The following is a 21,552-nucleotide window of genomic DNA, read 5'->3' as shown; positions in this document are numbered from 1 at the left end:
GCCGGGCGCCGGGGTTTCCTAAAATCCGTCGCCCCTAACCCTAGGGGGCCAATTCAGGAGACCCCCTTGAAGCCCGTGACCTTCGCTGCGCTTGGCAGCCTGGCCCTTGCCCTGACCCTGTCGGCCGCAGCCCCCCTGCAGGCCCAGACCGCGCCCGCCACTGTCGCCTCCCTCGAGCAGATCTTCCGCGCCGAGCCCTATCGCGGCGAGAACGCCAAGGACGCCGCCTTCAGCCGCAGCGGCCGCTATCTGGCCTATCTGTGGAGCCCCTTTGGCGAGCCCGGCACCGATCTCTGGGTGCATGACACCAAGACCGGTAAGACCCAGCGCATCACCTCGCCCCAGGTCATGGCGGCCTTCGAGTCGCCCGAAGACATGGAGCGCTTCGACAGGAAGCTCAGGCAGCGCAACACCGAATACGCCGAGCGCCAGGCTCGTGAGGTCGCGCAGCAGGCCTACCTCAGGGGCGAAAAGGTCGACCTGTCGCAATGGGAGAACGCCCAGCTCGCCGTCCTGAAGAAGGAACTGGCCGAGAAGAAGGCCAAGGACGAGGCCCAGAAGGCCGCCGACAAGGCCGAGGCCGAGGCCGAGAAGCAGGCCATGGCCGCCCTGGCTGCCAAGCGCGCCGGCAAGCCCGTGCCCGTGGCGGCACCGGCATCCGCCGCCTCGTCGCCTGACAAGAAGGACGACAAGGAGAAGGAAGTCTGGGAGCTGCGCGACGAGCTGAAGAAGAAGCTGGCCCGCGACAAGCTCAAGCCCAGCGACCTCTACCCCGGCCCGGCCCAGTTCGTCTGGGCGCACAAGGCCGACGAGCTGGTCTTCCAGTACCGCGGCGGCCTCTACCGCTGGAAGGCCGACGACAAGCTGCCCGCCGTCACGCCGCTGGTGGCCACCCAGCGCGAATTGCGCCTTGTGGCCTACACGGGCGACGACAGCGGCGTGCTCTACACCGACGAGACGCGCGTGCTGCGCACCAGCCTCAAGCAGCCCGGCGTCCAGGTCGTCAACCGCGAACTCATCCACGGCGATGACGAGCAGCAGAAGAAGTACAAGATTGACCAGACCGCCATCAGCGAAGACGGCCGCTGGATGGCCCTGCTGGCCAAGGCACCACTGAAGACGGCCGACGACAAGCCGGCCCCGCCCGGCCGCCAGGTCGAGATCATGAATTACAGCGAGCGCTGGGCCACGGCCAAGAAGGTCAACCGCGAGGTGTCCGACGACAAGCGCAGCGAGAAACCGCTGGCCCTCTACATCCGCCAGGTGGCTGCACCCGGCGAGGCGCCGCGCAAGCAGGCCGAGCCGGTGTTCACGAACGCCGGTGGCGACGTCTGGTTCGAGATGAGCGACGTGGCCTGGGCGCGGGACGGCAGCCGCTATGCCTTCACGACCTGGGAGCGCGACAAGGAACTGCTGCGCGTCTACATCGGCGCTACCTGCCCCCGACCTGCGAGTACGCCGGTTGCCCCCCAAGGGGGCGCTGCAGGCCTCGGGAGCGGCCCAGCGGCCTGCGCCGACGAAAGCGCCAAGCCCGAGATGGTGCTGGAGCGCCGCGGCGAAGTCGGCCACGAGGTCGTCAACGTCATCAAGCCGCGCTTCACGCCCGATGCCAAGACCCTGGTGCTGGCCCTGGACGAAGCCGGCTGGCGCCAGCCCTATGCCATCGACGTGGCGACCAAGGCCCTGCGCCCGCTGGTCAAGGGGGAGTTCGAGGCCCATCAGATCATCGGCTTCACCGCCGACAGCAAGGCCCTGTTCGTGCTGGCCAACCAGGGCGACACGGCGGCCATGAATGTGCTGCGCGTCGACATGGCCAGCGGCGCGACGCAGGCCCTGGGCACGGCGGGCGAATTCCACCGCGCCGCGGCGGCGTCCGAGGATGGCCGCTGGGTGGCCGCCAACGCCGGCAACTGGGCCCAGCGCCCCGAGCTCAAGCTGCTGGCCACCGACGCCAAGACCGCGCCGCGCACGCTGACCGACAGCACCGACAAGGCCTGGGCCCAGCTCAAGCTGCTGCAGCCGGAGCGCTTCAACTTCACCAACCGCCACGGCGACCGCATCGAGGCCTATGTCTTCAAGCCCGCCGGCTGGAAGGCCGGCGACAAGCGCCCGGCCGTCGTCTACGTCTATGGCGGTCCGCTGAATGACCGCCACATCGTCGAGGTCGACAGCTTCCAGAACACCGCCTATCTGTTCGGCCAGTACATGGCCGCCAAATACGGCTACGTGACCGTCGCCGTGGATCCGCGCGGCCACAGCAATTACGGCCGCAAGTTCTCCGACGCCAACTGGGAGCGCGCCGGCGAACCCCAGGCCGAGGACCTGGAAGACCTGGCCAAGCTGCTGCCCGCGCAATATGGCGTCGACGCCCGCCGCATCGGCCTGAATGGCTGGAGCTTCGGCGGCTTCCAGACCCAGTACACCATGTACACGCGGCCCGATGTCTTCGCCGCTGGCATCGCCGGTGCCGGCCCGACGGAATGGGAGAACTACAACAGCTGGTACAGCGGCCGCACCATCGGCAAGGCCACCGACCGGACCAAGCCCGTGCTGCGCAAATACTCGCTGCTGCCGCTGGCCAAAGGGCTCAAGCATCCGCTGCTGCTGGTGCACGGCATGCAGGACCCGAACGTGCTCTACCAGGACACCGTCAACGTCTACCGCGAGCTGCTGGACTCAGGCAAGGACGCCCTGGTCGAGCTCTACCTCGACCCGGACGGCGTGCATGCCATGGGTGGCGTCGTCAAGCCGGCCGGCTGGCACCGCAAGTACGAGGCCTTCTGGCTGCGCAACCTGGGGCGCGCCACGCCCTGAGCCAAGCTCAGGGCAGGGGACGCAGCTGCGTCGCGAGGATTTCCTCGGCCACCTTCTGGCCCAGGCGGTAGCCGACGTCGACGGAGTTGCGGAAATGCACGCCGCTCCAGACGCGCGAGTTGGCCAGCTCCTGGCCCATGGCCTCGGGCGTGGGCCAGCTGCGCGTCATCGACAGGGCCGAATTGACCCAGACGAGCGGCGCCTGGCTGTCGCCGCGGAAGGCCTTCAGCAGCGTCTGCAGATTGCCACCGCCGACAGCGCCGCCCGACGGGTAGTCGCTGTTGGGCGGCGTGTGGATGAGAGGCTCCCAGCCAGCATCGCGCAGCCTGGCATCGGCGAAGCTGCCGCGCAGCGCGTTGTAAGGCCGCCAGTGGCGGTACTTGGTCTTCAGGCCGACATAGACAATGCGCGAATCCAGGTCGGCCATGTCCATCAACGCCAGCATGCGGGCGAACTCCAGCGGCGTGGCCTGGTTGGCCTCGGCCAGCGTCTTGAGCATGCCCACGGCGTCTTCGCCCTCGCCGGAATTCCAGAACAGTGCGATGACCGATTGCTCGCCACTGCGCTGGCTGCTGACGCGCCCGCCCACTGCCTTGACCTCGACCAGGTCGCGCTGGGCGACGGCGCTGCCGACGGCCGGCGGCGGGCCAGGGTCGTAGGCGCTCACGTCCTTGATGCCGAAGGGCTTGAGTCGGGCCAGGCCGACGCCCGACTCCTGCTTGTATTCCGGCGTCAGCACATGGATGCCCGGCGCCGGCTCGACCTTGGGCGGCTCGACGCGGGCATGGCTGTCGTCGGCGCGCAGGGCCAGCAGCGCCAGCGCCACGCGCTTGCCCAGAGCCACGCCCTTGGCCCGCGCCGCGGCGTCGGTGGCGGCCTTCAGCGAGGCCTCGTAGGTCTTGTCGAGCAGGGACTGGTCGGCCCCCGGCACGCTGCCAAGCACCGTCCGCGCGGCAGAGGCGACGGCCGCATCGGGTGAGGCGTCCGGCACCGCCGTCGGCGCCGGGCCGTAGGGCTGGAAGCGCGGCGTGATGGCGTTCAGCGCATTGAACATGGCCAGGTCGGTCAGCAGCGTGGCCGGCTGCACCTGGCCGCGTGGTGATTTCTGCAGCACCTTGGGCGCGGCCTCAGCCCAATCGCTGACGACATCGGCGTACGCCGGTGCCATCAGCAGGGTCGACAACAGCAGGACGCAGAGCTTGAGCATGGTCTTCCTCCCCGAAGCGGCAAAGCGGTGACCCTACGCCGCCCGGGCAAGGGGCGCAATGCCGCGTCAGCGGGCCGCGCCGCCGAGCCGGGCTTCGAGCTGCTGCAGCGGCGCGCGGTAGTAGGCCGCGGCCTCGGGCCGTGAGTCCAGGATGGCACGCGCCTGGCGGGCCAGGGCCCGTGCCGTGCTATGGGCGTCAAGGCCGGCCTGGCAAATCCCGCTGGCGGCCAGCAGCCGGCCGAGCGCGGGATCGTCGGGGCCGCTGTCGATGCGCACCTTGCGGGCCAGTTGCAGGCTGCGCTCCAGGTCGGCCGCGCCGGCGCGCCACTGCTGCAGGGCGCAGCGGGCTTCGCCGCGTATGGCCAAAGCGACCTGGGCGTCATACTGGCTGATGCGGTCGGGGCCGGGCCTGAACCAGGCCTCGGGCAGGGCCTTCAGCGCGGCCTCGGCCTGCCCGGCGTCCAGCAGGATGCGGGCGCGTGAGCTGTCCATCATGTGGTTGTAGCGCAGCGGGTCAGGCGTGGCCTCGCCCCTTGCGGCCTCGAAGCGCGGTGCCGCGTCCAGCAGCGCCAGTGCAGCCTGGAGCTGGCCACCCTTGGCCAGGTTCTCCGCGGCGGCGCTGTACTGGAAGGCCGTCATGGGGTTCTGGCCCATGCCGCCGTCGATGCGGGCCTGCAGCGCCATCTGGTAGCCGTGGTCAGCCTCGGCATAGCGCCCCAAGCCCTCGTTGACGTCGCCCACCGTGTGGCCCAGGCGCAGCCGCTCGGGCGGCGTGCGCGCCAGGGCTTCCAGCGTCGGCAGGCTGCGCGCCAGCAGGGCCTGGGCCTGGACATTGCGATTCATGCGCGCCAGCGCGGTGGCTTCGTAGAGGTCCAGCAGCGCATCGATCTCGCCGGCCACCGGCTGGCCGCGTTGCGACAGGTCCTTCAAGCGCGCGCGGCTGTCCTGGATGGTCTTCAGGGCCTCCTCGCCGCTGATCTGGAAGAAGGCGGTGAAGCGTGCGGCGGCAAAGGCCGCCGCCGTGAGGGCGGCGCGGATGCGGTGCTCACCGCCCAGCTCCTGCAGGGCGGCCAGGGCGCGCGACAAATGCAGGTCCGACAGCCGGCGATCCTGCGACTGGATGGCCGCCTCGGCGGCGGCCAGCTCGATGGCGACATGGTCCAGCGGCGCGGCGCCGGCGTGCTGCCGGGCCAGGGCCACAGCCTGCTCGTGCAGGCGGTTGGCCTCGTCGCGGCGGTTGGCCAGCGTGGACAGCTGGGCCTGCAACGACAGCTGCCACGCGCCCTCCATGCCGATGGGCTGCTGCGCCTCGATGTCCTGCATGACGGCCTGCGCCTGGGGCACGGCCTGGCGCCGCACCAGGGCCCGTGCCAGCAGGATGCGCGCTGGCGTACCGGGCCGGGCCTGCAGCGCCGCGCGCGCCTGCTGCTCGGCGGCGAGCGGATCGCGCGCGTCCAGCAGCGTGCGCGCCACGGCCAGGCGGGCCTGCGCCAGTGTGGGCGCCGCGGCCTCGCCTTCGACCAGCGCATCGACCTGGCGGGCGCCGATGTCGGAAGCCAGGCGAAACGCCCCCATGCGGCCCAGCACGGCCCCCACGGCGCCATAGAGCTCGGCCCTTTGCAGGGGCTGCTCGGCAAAGCGTTGCTCGATCAATCCGGTGCTGCGCTGGAACAGGCCTTGAGCGCCGCCGGCCTGGTCGCCCGTGCTGGCGCGTACAACGTCGCCCACCAGGCTGCGCGCCGCTTCCTCGCGGTGGATGGCATCCCAGGCCAGCGTGGCCTGATGCCAGGCCGCGCCGGCGCCGACCGCCAGGGCCAGCAGCGCAATGCCGCTGCCCCAGGCCAGCGGGCGGTTGCGGCGCAACAGCCGGGCCACGGCGCGCCAGCCGTTGTCGGGCAGGGCCATGATGGGCCGGCCTTCCAGATGGGCCTGCAGGTCGGCCGCGAACTCGGCGGCGCTGCCGTAGCGCGCGCCCGGATCGGTCTGCAGGGCGCGCGACAGCATGGCTTGCACTTCGTTTCGGGCCGTCTGCGTCAGGGTTTTCGACAGCCGCAGGGGCGCGCCGGCCCTGGGCAGTGCCCCGGTGAGCAACTGATGCAGGAGCACGCCCAGGCTGTAGACATCGGAGCGCGCGTCGGCCCGGCCGCCGGCGATCTGTTCCGGCGCGGCATGGTTGGGCGTGTGGGCACTGTCGCCCGCCGCGTCGCCCAGCAGTTCGGCGATGCCGAAGTCCAGCAGGCGCGGCGTGCCGTCGGCGGCGATCAGCACATTGCTGGGCTTGAGGTCGCGATGGATGACGCCCTGGGCATGGGCATAGGCGACGGCCCCCAGCACCTGCTGCATCAGCTGCAGCCGGGCGCGCAGGTCCAGGCTGCGCGCATGCACGTCGATGGGCTGGCCGGCGACGTATTCCATCGCGATGAAGGGGCGGCCGCCTGCGTCGCGGCCGGCGTCGTAGAGGCGGGCGATATGGGCATGCTCCAGGCGCGCGCTGATGCGCTGCTCGCGCTCCAGCCGCGCGGCCAGGGCGTCGTTCCAGGCACGCCGTGGCAGTTTCAGCGCGACGCGGCGCTCGTAGGCGCCGTCGGCCCGCTCGGCCAGCCAGACCGAGCCCATGCCACCCTGGCCGATTTCCTCGATGAGGCGGTAGGGGCCGACGCGCTCGCCGGCCCGGGCTCCGGAGCCGGGCGCGGCCCCGCGCGGCAGGGTGGCCAGGGCGCCGTCGGCCAGGCGGGCCCGGTCGGCCAGCATGCGGGCCAGTTCTTCGCGCAGATCCTCGGGCTGGCGGGCCAGCCAGGCGGCCTGCTCCGCCTCGGCCAGGTCCAGGGCCTCGTCGAGCAGGGTGCTGAGACGGTTCAGCAGGGCGACGTCGAGCGGCATCGTCAGCGGAGCAGGGCCAGCAGCAGCAGGCGCGCCTTCTCCCAGTCGCGCCTGACGGTGCGCTCGGTCAGGCCGAGGGCTTCGCCAATCTCGGTCTCGGTGTAGCCGCCGAAGTAGCGCATCTCGACGACCTGGGCCAGGCGCGGCTCGGCGGCCTGCAGGGCGGCCAGGGCTTCGTGCACGCGCAGCACCTCGCCGGCATCGGAGGGCAGGTCGAGCTCGGCGCGGGTATCCAGCGTCAGCGCCTCGCCGACGCGCGGGCGGCGCAGGGTCTCGACGATGAACTCGCGCATGACGCGGGCCGCGTAGGCGAAGAATTCGCGCCGGTTCTCGGGCCGCAGCCGGGCGCTGCGGGCCAGGCGCAGATAGCTCTCGTGCACGAGCTGGGTCGTCTGCAGGCCGCCGGCATGGCCGCCGCTGTCGCGCAGGCGGGCGCTGGCCAGTTCCCGCAGCGCCGGGTAGGCAGTCGCGAACAGGGTGTCCCGGGCGCCGGCCTCCCCGGCATTGACGCGGGCGATCAGTGCGTCGATGTCGTCCTCGTGCATGCCGGCATCTTGCCGCAGTCCGGGCCTGTTGCCGTGGCGTTCAGAGGCCCTAAGCTGTCGGCCATGGTGACTCCCGACCTGCCGCCCGATGAAGACCGCCGCCTGGCCCGCCTGGCCGCGCTGGCCGTCATGGACAGCGAGCCCGAGCCGCTGTTCGACCACCTGACCGCCCTGGCCGCCCAGATCTGCGGCACGCCCGTGGCCCTGCTGGGCCTGATCGACGAAAGCCGCCAATGGTTCAAGGCGGCCGTCGGCTTCGGCCGCAGCGAGACGCCGCGGGCCCTGACCTTCTGCGCCCACACCCTGCTGGGCGACGGCTTGTTCGAGGTGCGCGACACCCGCCTGGACGCCCGCTTCGTCGACCATCCCGACGTGCTGGCCCGGCCCGGTCTGCGCTTCTATGCCGGCGCGCCCATCCGCCTGGATGACGGCAGCCACCCCGGCACGCTGTGCGTCGTCGACTTCAAGCCGCGCGAGCTGAGCGAGACCCAGCGCGAGGCCCTGACCCGCCTGGCCGATGCGGCCGCCGAGGCCCTGATGATGCGCGAGCGCGCCCTGGGCCGGACCGTCGTCGAGGACGCCGAGCAGCCCTTCCGCGGCCTGGCCGAGACGGCGCCGCTGGGCATCTTCCGCACCGACGCGGCCGGGCATTTCATCTTCACCAACGCCAACTGGCAGCGCATCTGCGGGCTGTCGGCCCGCGCGGCCCTGGGCGAAGGCTGGTCGGCCACGCTGACGACCGAGGACGTCACCTCGGTGCTGGAGCATTGGCGGCGCTGCGTGGCCCAGCGCCAGCCCTTCGAGATGCGTTACCGGCTGCGCCGGGGTGGCAATGGCCAGGGTGTGCGCCAGGTCTGGGCGCGCGCCCGGCCGCTGCTGGCACCGGACGGTGGGCTGCGCGGCTATGTGGGCATCGTCGAGGACGTGACCGACCGCATCAGCGCCGAGCGCGAGCTGCGCGACAGCAAGGCCCTGCTGGACCGCACCGGGCGGGTCGCCGGCATCGGTGGCTGGAGCCTGGACCTGCAGACCGAGGCCATCGTCTGGAGCGACCAGACCTGCCGCATCCACGACCGCGAGCCGGGTTATGTGCCGACGCTGGAAGAGGCCATCAACTACTACAAGCCCGAGGCGCGGGTCGTCATCCAGGCCGCCGTGCAGCGCGGCATGCAGCATGGCGAGCCCTGGAGCCTGGAGCTGCCGTTGGTGACGGCCAAGGGGCGCGAGATCTGGGTGCTGTCCCAGGGCCAGGTCGACTGGCAGGACGGCGTGCCGGTGCGGCTGGTGGGGGCCTTCCAGGACGTCACCGAGCATCACCGCGCCGCCGTCGAACTGGAGCACAACCGCCAGCGCCTGCGCGCCCTCTACGAGTCCACGCCGGCGCTGATGCATTCGGTGGACGCGGCCGGCCGCGTGCTCAGCGTGTCCGACCGCTGGCTGGAGCGCCTGGGCTACAAGCGCCAGCAGGTCATCGGCCGCTCCATGGATGACTTCATGACGCCCGAGTCCTCGCAGCAGGTGCGCGAGGTCTACCGCCCGGCGATGTGGCGCGACGGCCATGTCAGCGACTGCCCCGTGCAGCTGATCTGCGCCGACGGCCGGCTGCGCGACGTGCTGGTCTCTGCGGTGGCCGAATACACCGCCGAGGGCCGGCCGCTGCGCGCCCTGGCCCTGGTGGACGACATCACCGAGGACCTGCAGCGCCGCGCCGAGCTCGCGCATGAGCAGCGCATGCGCCGCCAGACCGAGCGCCATGTGCAGGAGCTCGACCAGCTGCTGCACGAGCGCTCCGAGATGCTGGACGTGCTGGCCCACGAGGTGCGCCAGCCGCTGAACAATGCCAGCGCGGCCCTGCAGAGCGCCGCCGCCAGCCTGGCCGGCCGCGGCGAGCGCCAGGCCCAGGAGAGGCTGACGCGGGCCCAGGCCGTGCTCGGCACCGTGCTGGCCGGTGTCGACAACACCCTGGCCGCGGCCAGCCTGCTGGCCGGCGGTGGCCGCATCGCCCGCGAGGATGCCGACATCGACACGCTGATCGCCGTGACGATCGCCGACCTGCCGCGCGAGCAGCGCGATCGCGTCGTCGTGCACCGCCACACCGCCACGCGCACGGCGCTGATGGACATGAGCCTGCTGCGCCTGGCCCTGCGCAATCTGCTGTCCAACGCGCTGAAGTACGCCCCGGGCCTCAGCCCCGTGACCCTGCACGTCATCGACTTCGACGAGCCCGCCGTGCTGCAGTTCGAGGTCGCGGATGCCGGACCCGGCATCCCGCGCGAGCTGCTGCCCCGCCTTTTCACGCGCGGCGCGCGTGGCAGCGGCGGCACCGAGTCGGCTCATGGCCTGGGCCTGTACATCGTGCGCCGCGTCATGGACATGCATGGCGGCACCGCCGAGCTGCTGCGCACCGGGCCGCTGGGCACCGTCATGCGGCTGAGTCTGCCGCAGGCGGACTGATGGCGCAGCAAGCGTGATCGCTGACACGACTTTTACGGCTGAAACCGTGCCGGGTCACGCGACGCCGCGCGGCGGTCCCGCTACGCTGCGGGCGCCATGGATGGCCCTGTCCGCCCCCCGACCGCTGCCATGAAGAAAGGCCCGCTCAGCCTGCGCAGCCAGCTCAGCCTCGTGCTGGGCGGGTTGGCCCTGGCCATCCTGACCGGCGTCGGCGGCTATCTCGGCAACCTGGCCACCGACGAGCTCTACACGGCCCAGCAGTCCGCCGTGCGGGCCACGGCCCAGGCCGCGGCCGAGCTGCTGGCGACCCAACTGCGCGACCGCGAGCGCGAGATCGAACTGCTCAGCATTGCGCCTCATCTCGTCGAAGGCAAGCTCGACACCGCGGCCGTGCGCGAAGGCCTGGACCGCCGCCTCGCCCTGCACGACGAATTCGCCTGGATGGGCGTGGCCGACCCGGACGGCACCGTGCTGCAGGCCACCGGCGGCATGCTGACCGGCCGCTCGGTGGCCCAACGGGAATGGTTCGTCGCGGCGCGCGAGCGCGTCTATGTGGGCGATGTGCACGAGGCCAAGCTGCTGGCCACCATGCTGCCGTCCCAACCCAATGGCGAGCCGACGCGCTTCATCGACTTCGCTGCCCCCATCCGCGACGCCGAGGGCCGGCTGCGCGGCGTCGTCGGCGCGCATGCGCATTGGCGCTGGATCACCGGCATCGTCGACGGCACGGCGCGCCGCCAGCAGCCCGGCAGCGGCATCGACGCCCTCATCCTCGACCGCCAGGGCCGCATCCTCTACCCGGAGGCGATGAAGCTCGCCCAGGCCGCCGGCGAGGCCGTGCTGCCCAAGACCCTTGTCAATGGTCGCATCGAAGGCCCGCAGACCTTTGGCGACGGCAAGGACTATCTGACCAGCGAAGCCACCCTGCAGGCGCGTACCAATGCCGAACTCGGCTGGCGCATCGTGGCCCGCCAGCCGCTGGAGCAGGCCATGCGTCCGGTGCGCGAGCTGCGCCGCGAGCTGGTGCTGCTCGGCTTGATGATGGCCACAGCGTTGACGCTGGCCGCCCTGCTGCTGGCGCGGCGCATCAGCCGGCCGGTCGAGCAATTGGCCAGGATCGCCCAGCGCGTGGAGGCGGAACGCCGCATCCCTGAATTCCCCGCCGAACCCGCCGCCCGCGAGCTGGCCCAGCTCAGCGACGCCATGCAGTCCATGGCGACCTCCCTGCTCGACACCGAGCAGCGCCTGCAGAAGACCAATGCGACGCTGGAGGCCCAGGTCGAACAGCGCACCGCCGAGCTGAAGACGGCCAACGCAGCCCTGGAGCACCTGGCCACGCGCGATCCGCTGACCGGCCTGCACAACCGCCGCAGCCTGGATGCCCGCCTCGCCGAGGCCCACGCGCTGGACCGCCGCTACGGCGCCAGCAACGGCCGCGTGCACGGCCTGCTGCTGGTGGACATCGACCATTTCAAGCGCGTCAACGACAGCTATGGCCACCCGGCCGGCGACGCCGTGTTGCGCCTGGTGGCCCAGATGCTGCAGGCCGCGGTGCGCGCCACCGATGTCGCGGCCCGCTTCGGCGGCGAGGAGTTCGCGGTGCTGCTGCCCGAGCTGGCCGCGCCGCTGGAGGCCGTCACGGCGGCCGAGAAGATCCGCGCCGCGGTGGAGGCCGCGACCTTCCCCGAGGTCGGCAAGCTGACCATCAGCGTCGGCGTCAGCCTGGCTTCGCCGGACGATGCCGACGTACGTCCACTGGTCGACCGCGCCGATGCGGCCCTCTACGAAGCCAAGCGAGGCGGGCGCAACGCCGTCGTGCTGAAGACCGTCGAGGCCGTGGCGTAGTTCACGCCCGGTGAGGCATGGGGCGCCCTTTGGAGGCGGCCCGACAGCCTCGATCAAGAACTCCCCGCATCGATTCGGGGGGTGGACTCCTAGGCTAACGCCATGTCCACCGCCACCCCCCTGCTCGCCCCCTGGGACCGGCTGCCCGCCGAGGTCAGCATCTACACGGTCGCCGAACTGCGCCTGCAGTGGCTGACCCTGCTGCAGCGACAGGGCGGGGAGGGCGACACCGTCGAACTGGACGGTTCGGCCGTCGAACAGTTCGACGCCGCCGGCGCCCAGAGCCTGCTGAGCCTGGCCCACGCCCTGGGCGCCCGCGGCCAGCGCCTGCAGCTCAGCCATGCCAGCACCACGCTGGCCGAAGCCTGCCGCGTGCTCGGCCTGGGCGATCTCATCGTCTCCACCGCCGGCGAGGCCTGAATGAGCAACGACGACCAGGACTTCATCGCGGCAGCCCTTCCCACATTCATCAACGAGGCCGAGGAGCAGGTCGAACGCCTGGAGCAGCTGCTGCTTGAGCTGGAAGCGTCGCCCGGCGACCGCGAGCTGCTGGACGCGCTGTTCCGCTGCGCCCACACCGTCAAGGGCTCGGCCGGCCTCTTCGGCCTGGATGCCCTGGTCGGCTTCACCCACCATGTCGAGACCCTGCTCGACCATGTCCGCGAGGGTCGCCGTGCGCTTGATGGCGCCGTCAGCACCCTGCTGCTGCAGTGCAATGACCAGATGCGCCGCCTCGTCGCCGTGGCCGGCTCGGCCGAGCCCGACGACCCCGAGGGCCAGCCCGAGCGCGAGGCCCTGCAGCTGCGCCTTCGCGATGCCGGCGTGCCGGCCACTGCGCCGACGCCGACTCTGACGCCGCTGCCGGTGTCGCTGACGCCGGCCGGCGAACGCCTCTGGCATGTCTGGGTGCGCTTCGGCGCCGAGGTGCTTCGCAACGGCATGGACCCGCTGGCCCTGCTGAACTATCTGCAGACCCTGGGGCGGCTGGAGCATGTCGTCTGCGACCGGGCGGCCGTGCCGGCGCTGGACGCGCTGGACGCCGAGTCCTGCCATCTCGCCTTCGAGTTCGGCCTGCGCACGGCGGCCGGCCGGGAGGAGATCGAAGCGGCCTTCAGCTTCGTCCGCGAGGACTGCGAACTGCATCTCGTGGAGCCCGACGCGGGCCCCGAGCAGTTCATCGCACTGATCCAGTCCCTGCCCCAGCACCCGCGCCTGGGCGACATCCTCGTTGCTGCCGGCGCCATCAGCCAGGCCCAGCTGCATGCCGCCCTGGCCGAGCAGGAGCGCAGCCGCGCGACCGGTGCCCCGGCCGCCCCTCTGGGCAAGATCCTGACCGAGAAGGCCGGCGTGTCGGCCGCCGTCGTCGACGCGGCGCTGCAGAAGCAGGCGCGCCAGACCGAGGGCGGCGAGGACCAGCGCTTCATCCGCGTGCAGGCCGACCGCCTGGACGCCGTCATCAACCTGCTCGGCGAACTCGTCATCGCCGGCGCCGGCGCCACCGAGCTGGCCCGCCAGACCCGCCAGTCCGCCCTGGTGCAGGCCAACGACCAGATCGGCGGCCTCATCGAGGAGATCCGCAACGCCACGCTGCAGCTGCGCATGGTGCCCATCGGCGAGTCCTTCGCGCGCTTTCGTCGCGTCGTGCGCGACACCGCCGCCGAGGTCGGCAAGGACGTGCAGCTGGAGATCCAGGGCGGCGAGACCGAACTGGACAAGTCCATGGTCGAGCGCATCGCCGACCCGCTGATGCACCTGGTGCGCAATGCGCTGGACCATGGCCTGGAGACGCCGGAGCAGCGCGGCGCGGCGGGCAAGCGCCCGCAGGGCCGCCTGGTGCTGTCGGCCTGCCACGACGGCGGCAGCATCCTGATCCGCATCGATGACGACGGCCGAGGCATCGACCGCGAGCGCGTGCTGCAGCGCGGCTGGGACAAGGGACTGGTCGAGCGCGGCGTCGTGCCGGCGGACGCCGACATCCTCGGCCTGATCTTCGAGGCAGGCTTCTCGACGGCCGAGAAGATCACCAACCTCAGCGGCCGCGGCGTCGGCATGGACGTCGTGCGGCGCAACATCGAGGCCCTGCGCGGCTCGGTTGCCATCACCAGCGAGCAGGGCCGGGGCACGCGCATCGAGATCCGCCTGCCGCTGACCCTGGCCATCATCGACGGCTTCCTCGTCGGCGTCGGCACCTCGCGCTTCATCTTCCCGCTGGACGCCGTCGTCGAGGTCATCGAAGGCCGCGGTGCCGAGGTCGCGATGCAGGCTGATGGCAGCGGCGTGCTGTCGCTGCGTGAAGAAGCGCTGCCGGTGCTGAGCCTGCGCACCCTCTACGAGCTCGACGCTGCGCCGGCCTGCGAGCGCTCCAGCGTCGTCGTCCTCCAGTCCGGCGCGCGCCGCTACGGCGTGCTCGTCGACGCCCTGCTCGGCCAGCATCAGACCGTCATCAAGCCTCTGGGCCGCATGTTGCGCACCCTGCGCGGCATGTCGGGCTCCTCCATCCTCGGCAATGGCGACGTCGCCCTGATCTTCGACGTCGAGGCGCTGCGCCGCTTCGCCGAGCAACCCGCCCAGCGCAGTGCCGCGCTGGCCGTCCGCTGATTTCCCCGCTCCCCCACGCATGACTACATCAGAGAGGCTCTCCATGACCGCAAGCACCCCTTCCTGGCTCGCCCAACTCCTGGCCGGCGCCGCGCTGCGTGAGGCTGACGAGCGGCTGCAGCAGCAGACGCAGGCGCGCGAGGCAGCGGAGGCCGCGCTGGCCGAGGCCCAGGCCCGCTTGCAGCAGGCCGAGCGGCAGCGCGCCGATGCGCGCGGCGTCATCTCGGCCATCGACCTGTCCTATGCCTACATCGAGTTCAACCTCGACGGCAGCATCGTCACGGCCAACGACAACTTCCTGAATGCCCTGGGCTACCGCCTCGACGAGATCCAGGGCAAGCACCATCGCATCTTCTGCGAGCCGGCCCTGGCCGCATCGCCGGCCTATGCCCAGTTCTGGCGCGACCTCAACAACGGCCGGCCGCAGAACGACGCCTTCAAGCGCATCACCAAGAGCGGCCAGGAGATCTGGATCCAGGCCGTCTATGCGCCGGTGCTGGACGAGGCCGGCCGCGTGACCAAGGTCGTCAAGATCGCCACCGACATCACCGCCGCCAAGCAGCGCGCGGCCGACTTCGAGGGCCAGCTCAACGCCATCGGCAAGGCCCAGGCCGTCATCGAGTTCAAGCTCGACGGCACCATCCTGAACGCCAACGACAACTTCTGCCGCACCCTGGGCTACAGCATCGATGAGATCCGCGGCAAGCACCACAGCATGTTTGCCGAGCCGGGCCTGGTGAACACGGTCGAGTACCGCATGTTCTGGGACAAGCTCGGCCGCGGCGAGTTCGACGCCGGCCAGTACCGCCGCATCGCCAAGGGCGGCCGCGAGGTCTGGATCCAGGCCTCCTACAACCCCATCTTCGACATGAACGGCAAGCCCTTCAAGGTCGTCAAGTACGCCACCGACGTCACCGCCCAGGTGCAGGCGGCGCGCATGCTGGAGCAGGCCGTCGAGCAGGCCCAGCAGGTGGCCTCGGCCGGGCGGCGCGGCGACCTGTCGCAGCGCATCCCGCTGGACGGCAAGAGCGGTCCCATCCTGACCCTCTGCGAGGGCGTCAACACGCTGATGGAGACGACCTCGGTCATCTTCAACGATGTCGGACGCGTCTTCGGCGCCCTGGCCGCGGGCGACCTGTCCGAGCGCATCACCAGCCACTACGACGGCGTGTTCGGCCAGGTCAAGAACGACGCGAACGCCACGTCAGACGCGCTCTCGGCCATCATCGACGACGTCGGTCGCGTCTTCAGCGGCCTGGCCAACGGCGACCTGACGCAGCGCATCGAGCGCAGCGCCCAGGGCGTGTTCGACCAAGTCAAGAACGATGCCAACAGCACCAGCGAGAAGCTGGCCAGCATCATCGAGGAGGTGCGTGCCGCGGCCGATGCGCTGACCGGCGCCGCCAGCCAGGTCAGCGCGACGGCGCAGAGCCTGTCGCAGTCCGCCAGCGAGCAGGCCTCGTCGGTGGAGGAGACGACGGCGTCCATCGAGATGATGTCGGCCTCGATCTCGCAGAACAGCGACAACGCCAAGGTCACCGACGGCATGGCCACCAAGGCCAGCCGCGAGGCCGGCGACGGCGGCCAGGCCGTCACGCAGACGGTGGTCGCGATGAAGCAGATCGCCCAGAAGATCGGCATCATCGACGACATCGCCTACCAGACCAATCTGCTGGCCCTGAACGCGGCCATCGAGGCGGCCCGCGCCGGCGAGCATGGCAAGGGCTTCGCCGTCGTCGCCGCCGAGGTGCGCAAGCTCGCCGAGCGCAGCCAGGAGGCCGCCAAGGAGATCGGTGACCTGGCCGGCAACAGCGTGGACACCGCGGAGCGTGCCGGCAAGCTGCTGGGCGAGATCGTGCCCTCCATCCAGAAGACCAGCGAGCTGGTGCAGGAGATCGCCGCGGCGTCCCAGGAGCAAAGCGAGTCGGTCAGCCAGATCGGCGGCGCGATGAACCAGCTCAGCAAGGCCACGCAGCAGAACGCCTCGGCCTCCGAGGAACTGGCCGCCACGTCCGAGGAACTCTCCGGCCAGGCCGAGCAGCTGCAGCAGTCGGTCGCCTTCTTCGACCTGGGCGGCGACGGCGGCGCGCGCGCCAAGCCGCAGCGCGCCGAGGTCAGCGACCTGGCGGCCCGCCGCGCCACGCCGCGCGGCGTGGCCAGCCTGCCTCCGCGAGGCCGCGCCGCCACCGGCACGCACGGCAACTTCCGCCCCTTCTAAGCCGGGAGCCCGTCATGAGCGAAAACGGCAGCACGCAATTCCTCAGCTTCAGCCTCGGCGCCGAGGTGTTCGGCATGGACATCCGCACGGTGCGCGAGATCATCCAGCACGGCAACATCACGCCGGTGCCGCTGATGCCCGACTTCGTGCGCGGCATCATCAACCTTCGCGGCGCCGTCGTGCCCGTCATCGACCTGCATGCCCGCTTCGGCCGGCCGGCCGCCAACATCGGCAAGAAGAGCTGCATCATCATCTTCGACGCCAGCCGCCAGGGCGAGCGTGCCGAGATCGGCCTGCTGGTCGACGCGGTCAGCGAGGTCGTCGAGATCGCGGCCGAGCAGATCGAGCCCGTGCCCGACTTCGGCAACTCGGTACGGCGCGAGTTCATGCGCGGCATCGGCAAGCTGCACGGGCGCTTCATCGTGCTGCTGGAGCCCGACCAGGCCTTCAACGTCGAAGACATGGCCCAGCTCTGCGAAGCCCCGCGATTGGCGGCCTGAACGATGCCCTTGAAGGAACTGGGGGAGGCCACCTACCAGGAGCTCGCGGCCCTGATGCACGAGGCCGTCGGCCTGAGCTTCCCCGCCGCCAAAAAGCCCCTGATCGCCTCGCGCCTGGCGCCGCGCGTGCAGCGCCTGGGCCTGGACAGCTACGAGGCCTACGTCGCGCTGATCGCCGGCGGCGATGACGGCGGCGAATTCCAGATGGCCGTCGACCTGCTGACGACCAACGAGACCTATTTCTTCCGCGAGCCCGCGCACTTCGACCTGCTGGAGTCCGAGCTCAGCCACTCCAGGCCGCAGCGGCTGCGGCTGTGGAGCGCTGCGTCCTCCTTCGGCGACGAGGCCTACAGCCTGGCCATGCTGCTGTCGGACCTGCAGCAGACCGGGCGCATCGGCGCGGACTGGTCCATCCTCGGCACCGACATCAGCGAGCGCGTGCTGCGCAGCGCCGTCGAGGCCATCTACCCCGAGGAGCGGCTGCGCCATGTGACGCCGGAGCGGCTGAAGCGCTACTGCCTGCGCGGCAGCGAGGGCTCGGCCGGTCTCGTGCAGATGCAGGCGCGGCTGCGCGAGCACGTCGGCTTCGGCCAGCTCAACCTGTGCCGGCCCATCGAGGAGCTCGGTCCCTTCGATGCGATCTTCCTGCGCAATGTGCTGATCTACTTCGACGCGCCGACCAAGCAGGCCGTCGTCGAGCGCGTGCTGACCCAACTGCGTCCGGGCGGGCTGTTCTTCATCGGCACGGCCGAGGGCCGCGTGCCCGGCGTGGCCGGCCTGCAGGTGTTGTCGCCCGGCGCCTTCCGCAAGGTGGCCGCGTGACGCATGTGCTGCATCCCGGCGATGTCGTCTGCGTGGCGCGTGGCGAGCGTGTCGAGACCCTGCTCGGCTCCTGCATCGCCGTCGTGCTGACGGACGCGCGGCGCAGTGTCGCCGCCGTCTGCCACCTCGTGCACGCCGGTGACGGTGCCACGGCGGCCCATGGCGCCGTCGCCTTCGAGACCATGGATGCGCTGCTGAGCGCCCGCGGCTTCGATTCGCGCTTCTGCGAGGCCTTCGTCTATGGCGGCGGCAATATGTTCCCGGCGCTGGCGCGCGGCGACGGCCATGTGGGCCTCAGCAACGCGCGCTGGACGCTGGGCGAGCTGGCCGGCCGGGGAACGCCGGTGCTGGCCCGCGACGTGGGCGGCGAGGGCTATCGCCGCCTGGCCTGGACCGTCGGCCCCGAGGCGCCCGAGGTCGTCCAGATCCACGGCTGAGCATGGTGGCCACCGTCTACATCGTCGACGACTCCGCGCTGATGCGGCAGACGCTGACGCATCTGCTGCGCGACGACAAGGAGCTGGAGGTCATCGGCAGCGCACCCAACCCCCTGCTGGCCGCGCCGGCCATTGCCAAGCGCCGCCCCGACGTGCTGCTGCTGGACATCGAGATGCCCGGCATGGACGGCCTGACCTTTCTGCGCCAGCAGATGGAGCGCGAGCCCATCCCGACCGTCATCTGCTCGACGTTGACGACCGAAGGGAGCCGAGCGGCCCTGGATGCACTGGCCGCCGGCGCCGTGGCGGTCGTCGCCAAGCCCCGGCTCGGCTTGAAGCAATTCCTGGAGGACTCGCGCCGCGAGCTGTGCCAGACCCTGCGCAGCGCCGCTCGCGCCACGGCGAGGCAGGTGTCGCGGGCCTCCGCCCAGCCGCGCGCCGCCGCGCCGGCCGCCAATCCACTGGCCTCGGTGCTGGCCATGAACCGGCCGGTCCTGATCGGCAGCTCGACCGGGGGCACCCAGGCCATCGAGGCCATCCTGACGGCCCTGCCGGCCGATGCGCCCGGCATCGCCATCGTGCAGCACATGCCCGAGAAGTTCACGGCCATGTATGCCGAGCGGCTGGACCAGATCTGCGCCGTGCGCGTGCGCGAGGCGCGCGACGGCGACCGGCTGGAGCGCGGCCTGGTGCTGATCGCGCCGGGCGGCAGGCACATGCAGCTGCGCAAGGCCGGCGGCCAGTATTTCGCCGTCGTGGCCGACGGGCCGCCGGTGAACCGGCACAAGCCCTCGGTGGACGTGCTGTTCCGCTCCGCCGTCGACTGTGCCGGCAAGGATGCCCTGGCCCTGATCCTGACGGGCATGGGTGACGACGGGGCCCGGGGCATGGCGGCCCTGCATGCGCGGGGCGCCCAGACCCTGGCTCAGGACGAGGCCAGCTGCGTCGTCTTCGGCATGCCCAAGGAGGCCGTGGCGCGCGGTGGCGTTGACGAGGTGCTGCCGCTCAAGGAGATGGCCGCAGCCATCCTGGCTTTCGACCGTCGCTGACGGGGCCGCTCCGGCGGCTGCGCCGGCTGCTCGAGCGGGCGAGGGACTTAGATCAGTTGCAAGGGCGCGCGGAAGACGTAGCCAACGCGGGACTTGCTCTGCAGCGGCACCAGCGTGGGCGTGGCCCGCTCGATGCGGCGGCGCAGGCGGTAGATGGTGGCCGACAGGCCGTCGTCGGTCTCGCCATCGGGCACCTCGCGGCCGAGCTTGTTCAACAGGGCCTCGCGGGTGACCGGCTCGCCATTGGCGGCGGCAAAGCATTCCAGCAGCTGGCGGTCGGCCTCGCTCAACTGGATGCGGGTGCCGTCGGGCACGACCAGTTCGCCGCTGGCACGGTCCAGCTTCCAGACCGCATCGGCGGCCGAGGGCTTGGCGACGCGGCGCTGCACGGCGGCGATGGCCAGCGACACCTGCTCGAACTGCACCGGCTTGACGAGATACATGTCGGCGCCGGCCGTGATGACCTCACGGAAGACCTCGGGACCGAGCCGGCCGGAGACGACGACCACGCCGGCATCCGTGCGGCGGCGCAGGATCTTGATCAGCTCCACGCCATTGACGCCGGGCAGCATCAGGTCGACGAGATAGAAGTCGAAGGAGAAGGCCTCGGGCGAGGCCAGCAGCGCATTGCTGTCGTCGAAACGGCTGACCGCAATGCCCTGCTGCTCCTGCAGATGCTGGGTCAGGAACTCGGAGTACTCAGCGTCGTCGTCGATGAGGGCGAGGGTCTTGGGTTGCATGTTGGCAGCGGGCACGGGAGCAACCGCGGAGTTTGCCGCATGACTGAGGCGTCAGGGCGTCTCGGAAAGCCGTCAGAACGTGGTTTGCTGCACGCTTTGGGTGATAAATGACTGACACTAGACGGGCGCTGTGATAAATCAAGCCGCCAACGAGCGGCACGAGGAGACCGCGATGGCCGATGACGTGCAAGACGAAGGCCCCGACGAGCTCGCCTGGCTGCAGCCCGGCCAGCGCGCGGCGCCCGCCGAGGCGCTGCGACGCATCCAGGTCCTGTGTGGCAGCCGGCCCGATCTGTTCGCTGCCATGTTCCTGGTGTTGGCAACCCACCAGGAGCTGCCGCGCGACATGCTGGCCGCGGCCATCAAGCAGTTCCGCGGCGACCTGGACGCCTACAGCCGCGACGATGTTGTCAGCTTGCTGACAGCCATCTGGAATGGCGGCAAGAGCGGCTTTGATGCCGTGTTGCGCACGCGCGCCAATTCGCCCAAGAAGGGCGGTGGCGGCTTCTCCTGGGTGAAGGAGTAAATGGCAGCCCCCCGTCTGGTCTTGCCCCGCTGAACGCGGGCGAACCCAGCCGGTCTTGCAGACCGCGCTGCGGCAGTGCCGCAGCTCTTCGGCAGGCACAAGACGCCCACTGGGCGTCTTGAGTCCGGCCTCAGCCCCCGAGAGGACGGCGATGCTTGCCGGTTCGACCGGCAAGCACATCGCCAGCGCGGGCCGGCTAGGGAACTGGAGTCGGACACAAGCAGTCCCTGCGGACTGCTTGTGCCTACGACAGGCCATGGGCCTCTGGCCCATGGCCAGCCCGGCGCTCGGCCCGAACACGCGGGGGGCCGAGGAAGTCGCCTTAGCCTTTGAGGCCGAGCTGGCGCCAGCCCTCATGCCCCAGCTTGTCCAGCGTCTCGAGGTTGCTCTCATAGATGGAAGCCGTGTCGGGCATGGACTCGACGGCGCGCTCGATGCTGTCCTCGCGCAGGATGTGCAGCGTGGGGTAGGGCGAGCGGTTGCTGTAGTTGGCGATGTCGTCGGCCGCGCTGCCGTCGAACTGGTAGCCGGGATGGAAGTCGGCGATCTGCAGGATGCCGTCGAGCTTGAGCTCTTCCACCAGCGCATCGGCCGCGTCCAGGAAGTCGTTGAAGTCGAGGAAGTCGGTCAGCACGTTCGGGTGGATGACCAGCGTCGTGTCGATCTCTTCCGGATCGGCGCGGTTCAGGGTCAGCAGCTCGCGGGCGAGATCCTTCAACAGGGCTTCCGGCTCGGTCGCCTCGCTGACGACATAGCGGATGCGGTCGTTGACGTGGACGGCCTTCGCGAAGGGGCAGAGGTTCAGCCCGATGACGGCCTTGACGACCCAGTCGCGGGTGTCCTGGATGATTTGTTCTTGGTTCATTTCATTTGTCCTTCGGCTTCATGCGGGCCGAGCGCCGGGCCGCTCCCTAGCC

16 protein-coding genes are annotated in these 21,552 nt (G+C 70.7%); 11 read left to right on the top strand and 5 right to left on the bottom strand.

The genetic code is table 11. From position 1 onward, the window contains the following. The first annotated feature begins 75 nt into the window (after nt 1-75). Nucleotides 76-2,814: a S9 family peptidase gene (locus J2X20_RS09615; protein WP_310265148.1), complete on the top strand. Its 2,739-nt coding sequence runs from the start codon at nt 76-78 to the stop codon at nt 2,812-2,814. A 7-nt stretch (nt 2,815-2,821) separates the two neighbouring features. Here the strand turns inward: J2X20_RS09615 and J2X20_RS09610 are convergent, their stop codons facing one another. The 3 genes from J2X20_RS09610 to J2X20_RS09600 all read right to left on the bottom strand — a co-directional run bounded on the left by J2X20_RS09610 (nt 2,822) and on the right by J2X20_RS09600 (nt 7,446). Beyond that, complete coding sequence (locus tag J2X20_RS09610) at nt 2,822-4,021, bottom strand: vanadium-dependent haloperoxidase (RefSeq protein WP_310263790.1); 1,200 nt, start codon at nt 4,019-4,021, stop codon at nt 2,822-2,824. A 66-nt stretch (nt 4,022-4,087) separates the two neighbouring features. Then, nucleotides 4,088-6,901 (bottom strand): serine/threonine-protein kinase, encoded by a 2,814-nt coding sequence (locus J2X20_RS09605; protein WP_310263787.1) that lies wholly within the window; start codon nt 6,899-6,901, stop codon nt 4,088-4,090. 2 nt (nt 6,902-6,903) lie between these two features. Beyond that, nucleotides 6,904-7,446: an ECF-type sigma factor gene (locus J2X20_RS09600; RefSeq protein WP_310263785.1), complete on the bottom strand. Its 543-nt coding sequence runs from the start codon at nt 7,444-7,446 to the stop codon at nt 6,904-6,906. 63 nt (nt 7,447-7,509) lie between these two features. On the opposite strand from J2X20_RS09600, the gene J2X20_RS09595 reads away from it, so the two are divergent. The 9 genes from J2X20_RS09595 (at nt 7,510) to J2X20_RS09555 (ending at nt 19,369) form a co-directional block, all read left to right on the top strand. After that, nucleotides 7,510-9,900 (top strand): PAS domain S-box protein, encoded by a 2,391-nt coding sequence (locus J2X20_RS09595; RefSeq protein ID WP_310263783.1) that lies wholly within the window; start codon nt 7,510-7,512, stop codon nt 9,898-9,900. Between the two features lie 129 nt (nt 9,901-10,029). Further along, a complete protein-coding gene (locus J2X20_RS09590) occupies nt 10,030-11,745 on the top strand; it encodes a sensor domain-containing diguanylate cyclase (protein WP_310263780.1) in 1,716 nt (571 codons plus the stop codon). A 102-nt stretch (nt 11,746-11,847) separates the two neighbouring features. Further along, the gene (locus tag J2X20_RS09585) at nt 11,848-12,165 is read left to right on the top strand and encodes an STAS domain-containing protein (RefSeq protein WP_310263778.1); all 318 of its coding nucleotides are present in this window, start codon (nt 11,848-11,850) and stop codon (nt 12,163-12,165) included. After that, nucleotides 12,166-14,343, top strand: a complete 2,178-nt coding sequence (locus tag J2X20_RS09580) for a chemotaxis protein CheA (protein ID WP_310263777.1) — start codon at nt 12,166-12,168, stop codon at nt 14,341-14,343. It begins immediately after the preceding gene. A gap of 43 nt (nt 14,344-14,386) precedes the next feature. Beyond that, complete coding sequence (locus J2X20_RS09575) at nt 14,387-16,561, top strand: methyl-accepting chemotaxis protein (protein WP_310263774.1); 2,175 nt, start codon at nt 14,387-14,389, stop codon at nt 16,559-16,561. A gap of 14 nt (nt 16,562-16,575) precedes the next feature. Next, nucleotides 16,576-17,061, top strand: a complete 486-nt coding sequence (locus J2X20_RS09570) for a chemotaxis protein CheW (RefSeq protein ID WP_310263772.1) — start codon at nt 16,576-16,578, stop codon at nt 17,059-17,061. 3 nt (nt 17,062-17,064) lie between these two features. Further along, the gene (locus tag J2X20_RS09565) at nt 17,065-17,883 is read left to right on the top strand and encodes a CheR family methyltransferase (RefSeq protein WP_310263771.1); all 819 of its coding nucleotides are present in this window, start codon (nt 17,065-17,067) and stop codon (nt 17,881-17,883) included. Further along, nucleotides 17,880-18,320: a chemotaxis protein CheD gene (locus J2X20_RS09560; protein WP_310263770.1), complete on the top strand. Its 441-nt coding sequence runs from the start codon at nt 17,880-17,882 to the stop codon at nt 18,318-18,320. Before J2X20_RS09565 ends, J2X20_RS09560 begins: the two co-directional genes overlap by 4 nt. A 2-nt stretch (nt 18,321-18,322) precedes the next feature. Then, on the top strand, nt 18,323-19,369 hold the full coding sequence (locus J2X20_RS09555; protein WP_310263769.1) for a protein-glutamate methylesterase/protein-glutamine glutaminase: 1,047 nt from the start codon (nt 18,323-18,325) through the stop codon (nt 19,367-19,369). Nucleotides 19,370-19,416: 47 nt separating this feature from the next. Here J2X20_RS09555 and J2X20_RS09550 read toward each other — a convergent pair whose 3' ends face one another. After that, nucleotides 19,417-20,109, bottom strand: coding sequence for a response regulator transcription factor (locus tag J2X20_RS09550; protein ID WP_310263767.1), 693 nt, complete (start codon nt 20,107-20,109; stop codon nt 19,417-19,419). A 172-nt stretch (nt 20,110-20,281) separates the two neighbouring features. On the opposite strand from J2X20_RS09550, the gene J2X20_RS09545 reads away from it, so the two are divergent. Then, a complete protein-coding gene (locus J2X20_RS09545) occupies nt 20,282-20,635 on the top strand; it encodes a hypothetical protein (RefSeq protein WP_310263765.1) in 354 nt (117 codons plus the stop codon). A gap of 322 nt (nt 20,636-20,957) precedes the next feature. Here J2X20_RS09545 and J2X20_RS09540 read toward each other — a convergent pair whose 3' ends face one another. Continuing rightward, nucleotides 20,958-21,500 (bottom strand): DUF1415 domain-containing protein, encoded by a 543-nt coding sequence (locus J2X20_RS09540; protein WP_310263764.1) that lies wholly within the window; start codon nt 21,498-21,500, stop codon nt 20,958-20,960. Between the last annotated feature and the right edge of the window lie 52 nt (nt 21,501-21,552).

The sequence above is a fragment of the Roseateles saccharophilus genome (assembly GCF_031458095.1).
Lineage (GTDB): Bacteria > Pseudomonadota > Gammaproteobacteria > Burkholderiales > Burkholderiaceae_C > Pelomonas > Pelomonas saccharophila_A.
This window is presented reverse-complemented; position numbering and strand designations above follow the sequence as displayed.

Coding starts and splice junctions, on each gene's coding strand:
- J2X20_RS09610 (WP_310263790.1), bottom strand. CDS start 4,021: ATGCTCAAGCTCTGCGTCCTGCTGTTGTCGACCCTGCTGATGGCACCG.
- J2X20_RS09605 (WP_310263787.1), bottom strand. CDS start 6,901: ATGCCGCTCGACGTCGCCCTGCTGAACCGTCTCAGCACCCTGCTCGAC.
- J2X20_RS09600 (WP_310263785.1), bottom strand. CDS start 7,446: ATGCACGAGGACGACATCGACGCACTGATCGCCCGCGTCAATGCCGGG.
- J2X20_RS09595 (WP_310263783.1), top strand. CDS start 7,510: ATGGTGACTCCCGACCTGCCGCCCGATGAAGACCGCCGCCTGGCCCGC.
- J2X20_RS09590 (WP_310263780.1), top strand. CDS start 10,030: ATGAAGAAAGGCCCGCTCAGCCTGCGCAGCCAGCTCAGCCTCGTGCTG.
- J2X20_RS09585 (WP_310263778.1), top strand. CDS start 11,848: ATGTCCACCGCCACCCCCCTGCTCGCCCCCTGGGACCGGCTGCCCGCC.
- J2X20_RS09580 (WP_310263777.1), top strand. CDS start 12,166: ATGAGCAACGACGACCAGGACTTCATCGCGGCAGCCCTTCCCACATTC.
- J2X20_RS09575 (WP_310263774.1), top strand. CDS start 14,387: ATGACCGCAAGCACCCCTTCCTGGCTCGCCCAACTCCTGGCCGGCGCC.
- J2X20_RS09570 (WP_310263772.1), top strand. CDS start 16,576: ATGAGCGAAAACGGCAGCACGCAATTCCTCAGCTTCAGCCTCGGCGCC.
- J2X20_RS09565 (WP_310263771.1), top strand. CDS start 17,065: ATGCCCTTGAAGGAACTGGGGGAGGCCACCTACCAGGAGCTCGCGGCC.
- J2X20_RS09555 (WP_310263769.1), top strand. CDS start 18,323: ATGGTGGCCACCGTCTACATCGTCGACGACTCCGCGCTGATGCGGCAG.
- J2X20_RS09550 (WP_310263767.1), bottom strand. CDS start 20,109: ATGCAACCCAAGACCCTCGCCCTCATCGACGACGACGCTGAGTACTCC.
- J2X20_RS09545 (WP_310263765.1), top strand. CDS start 20,282: ATGGCCGATGACGTGCAAGACGAAGGCCCCGACGAGCTCGCCTGGCTG.
- J2X20_RS09540 (WP_310263764.1), bottom strand. CDS start 21,500: ATGAACCAAGAACAAATCATCCAGGACACCCGCGACTGGGTCGTCAAG.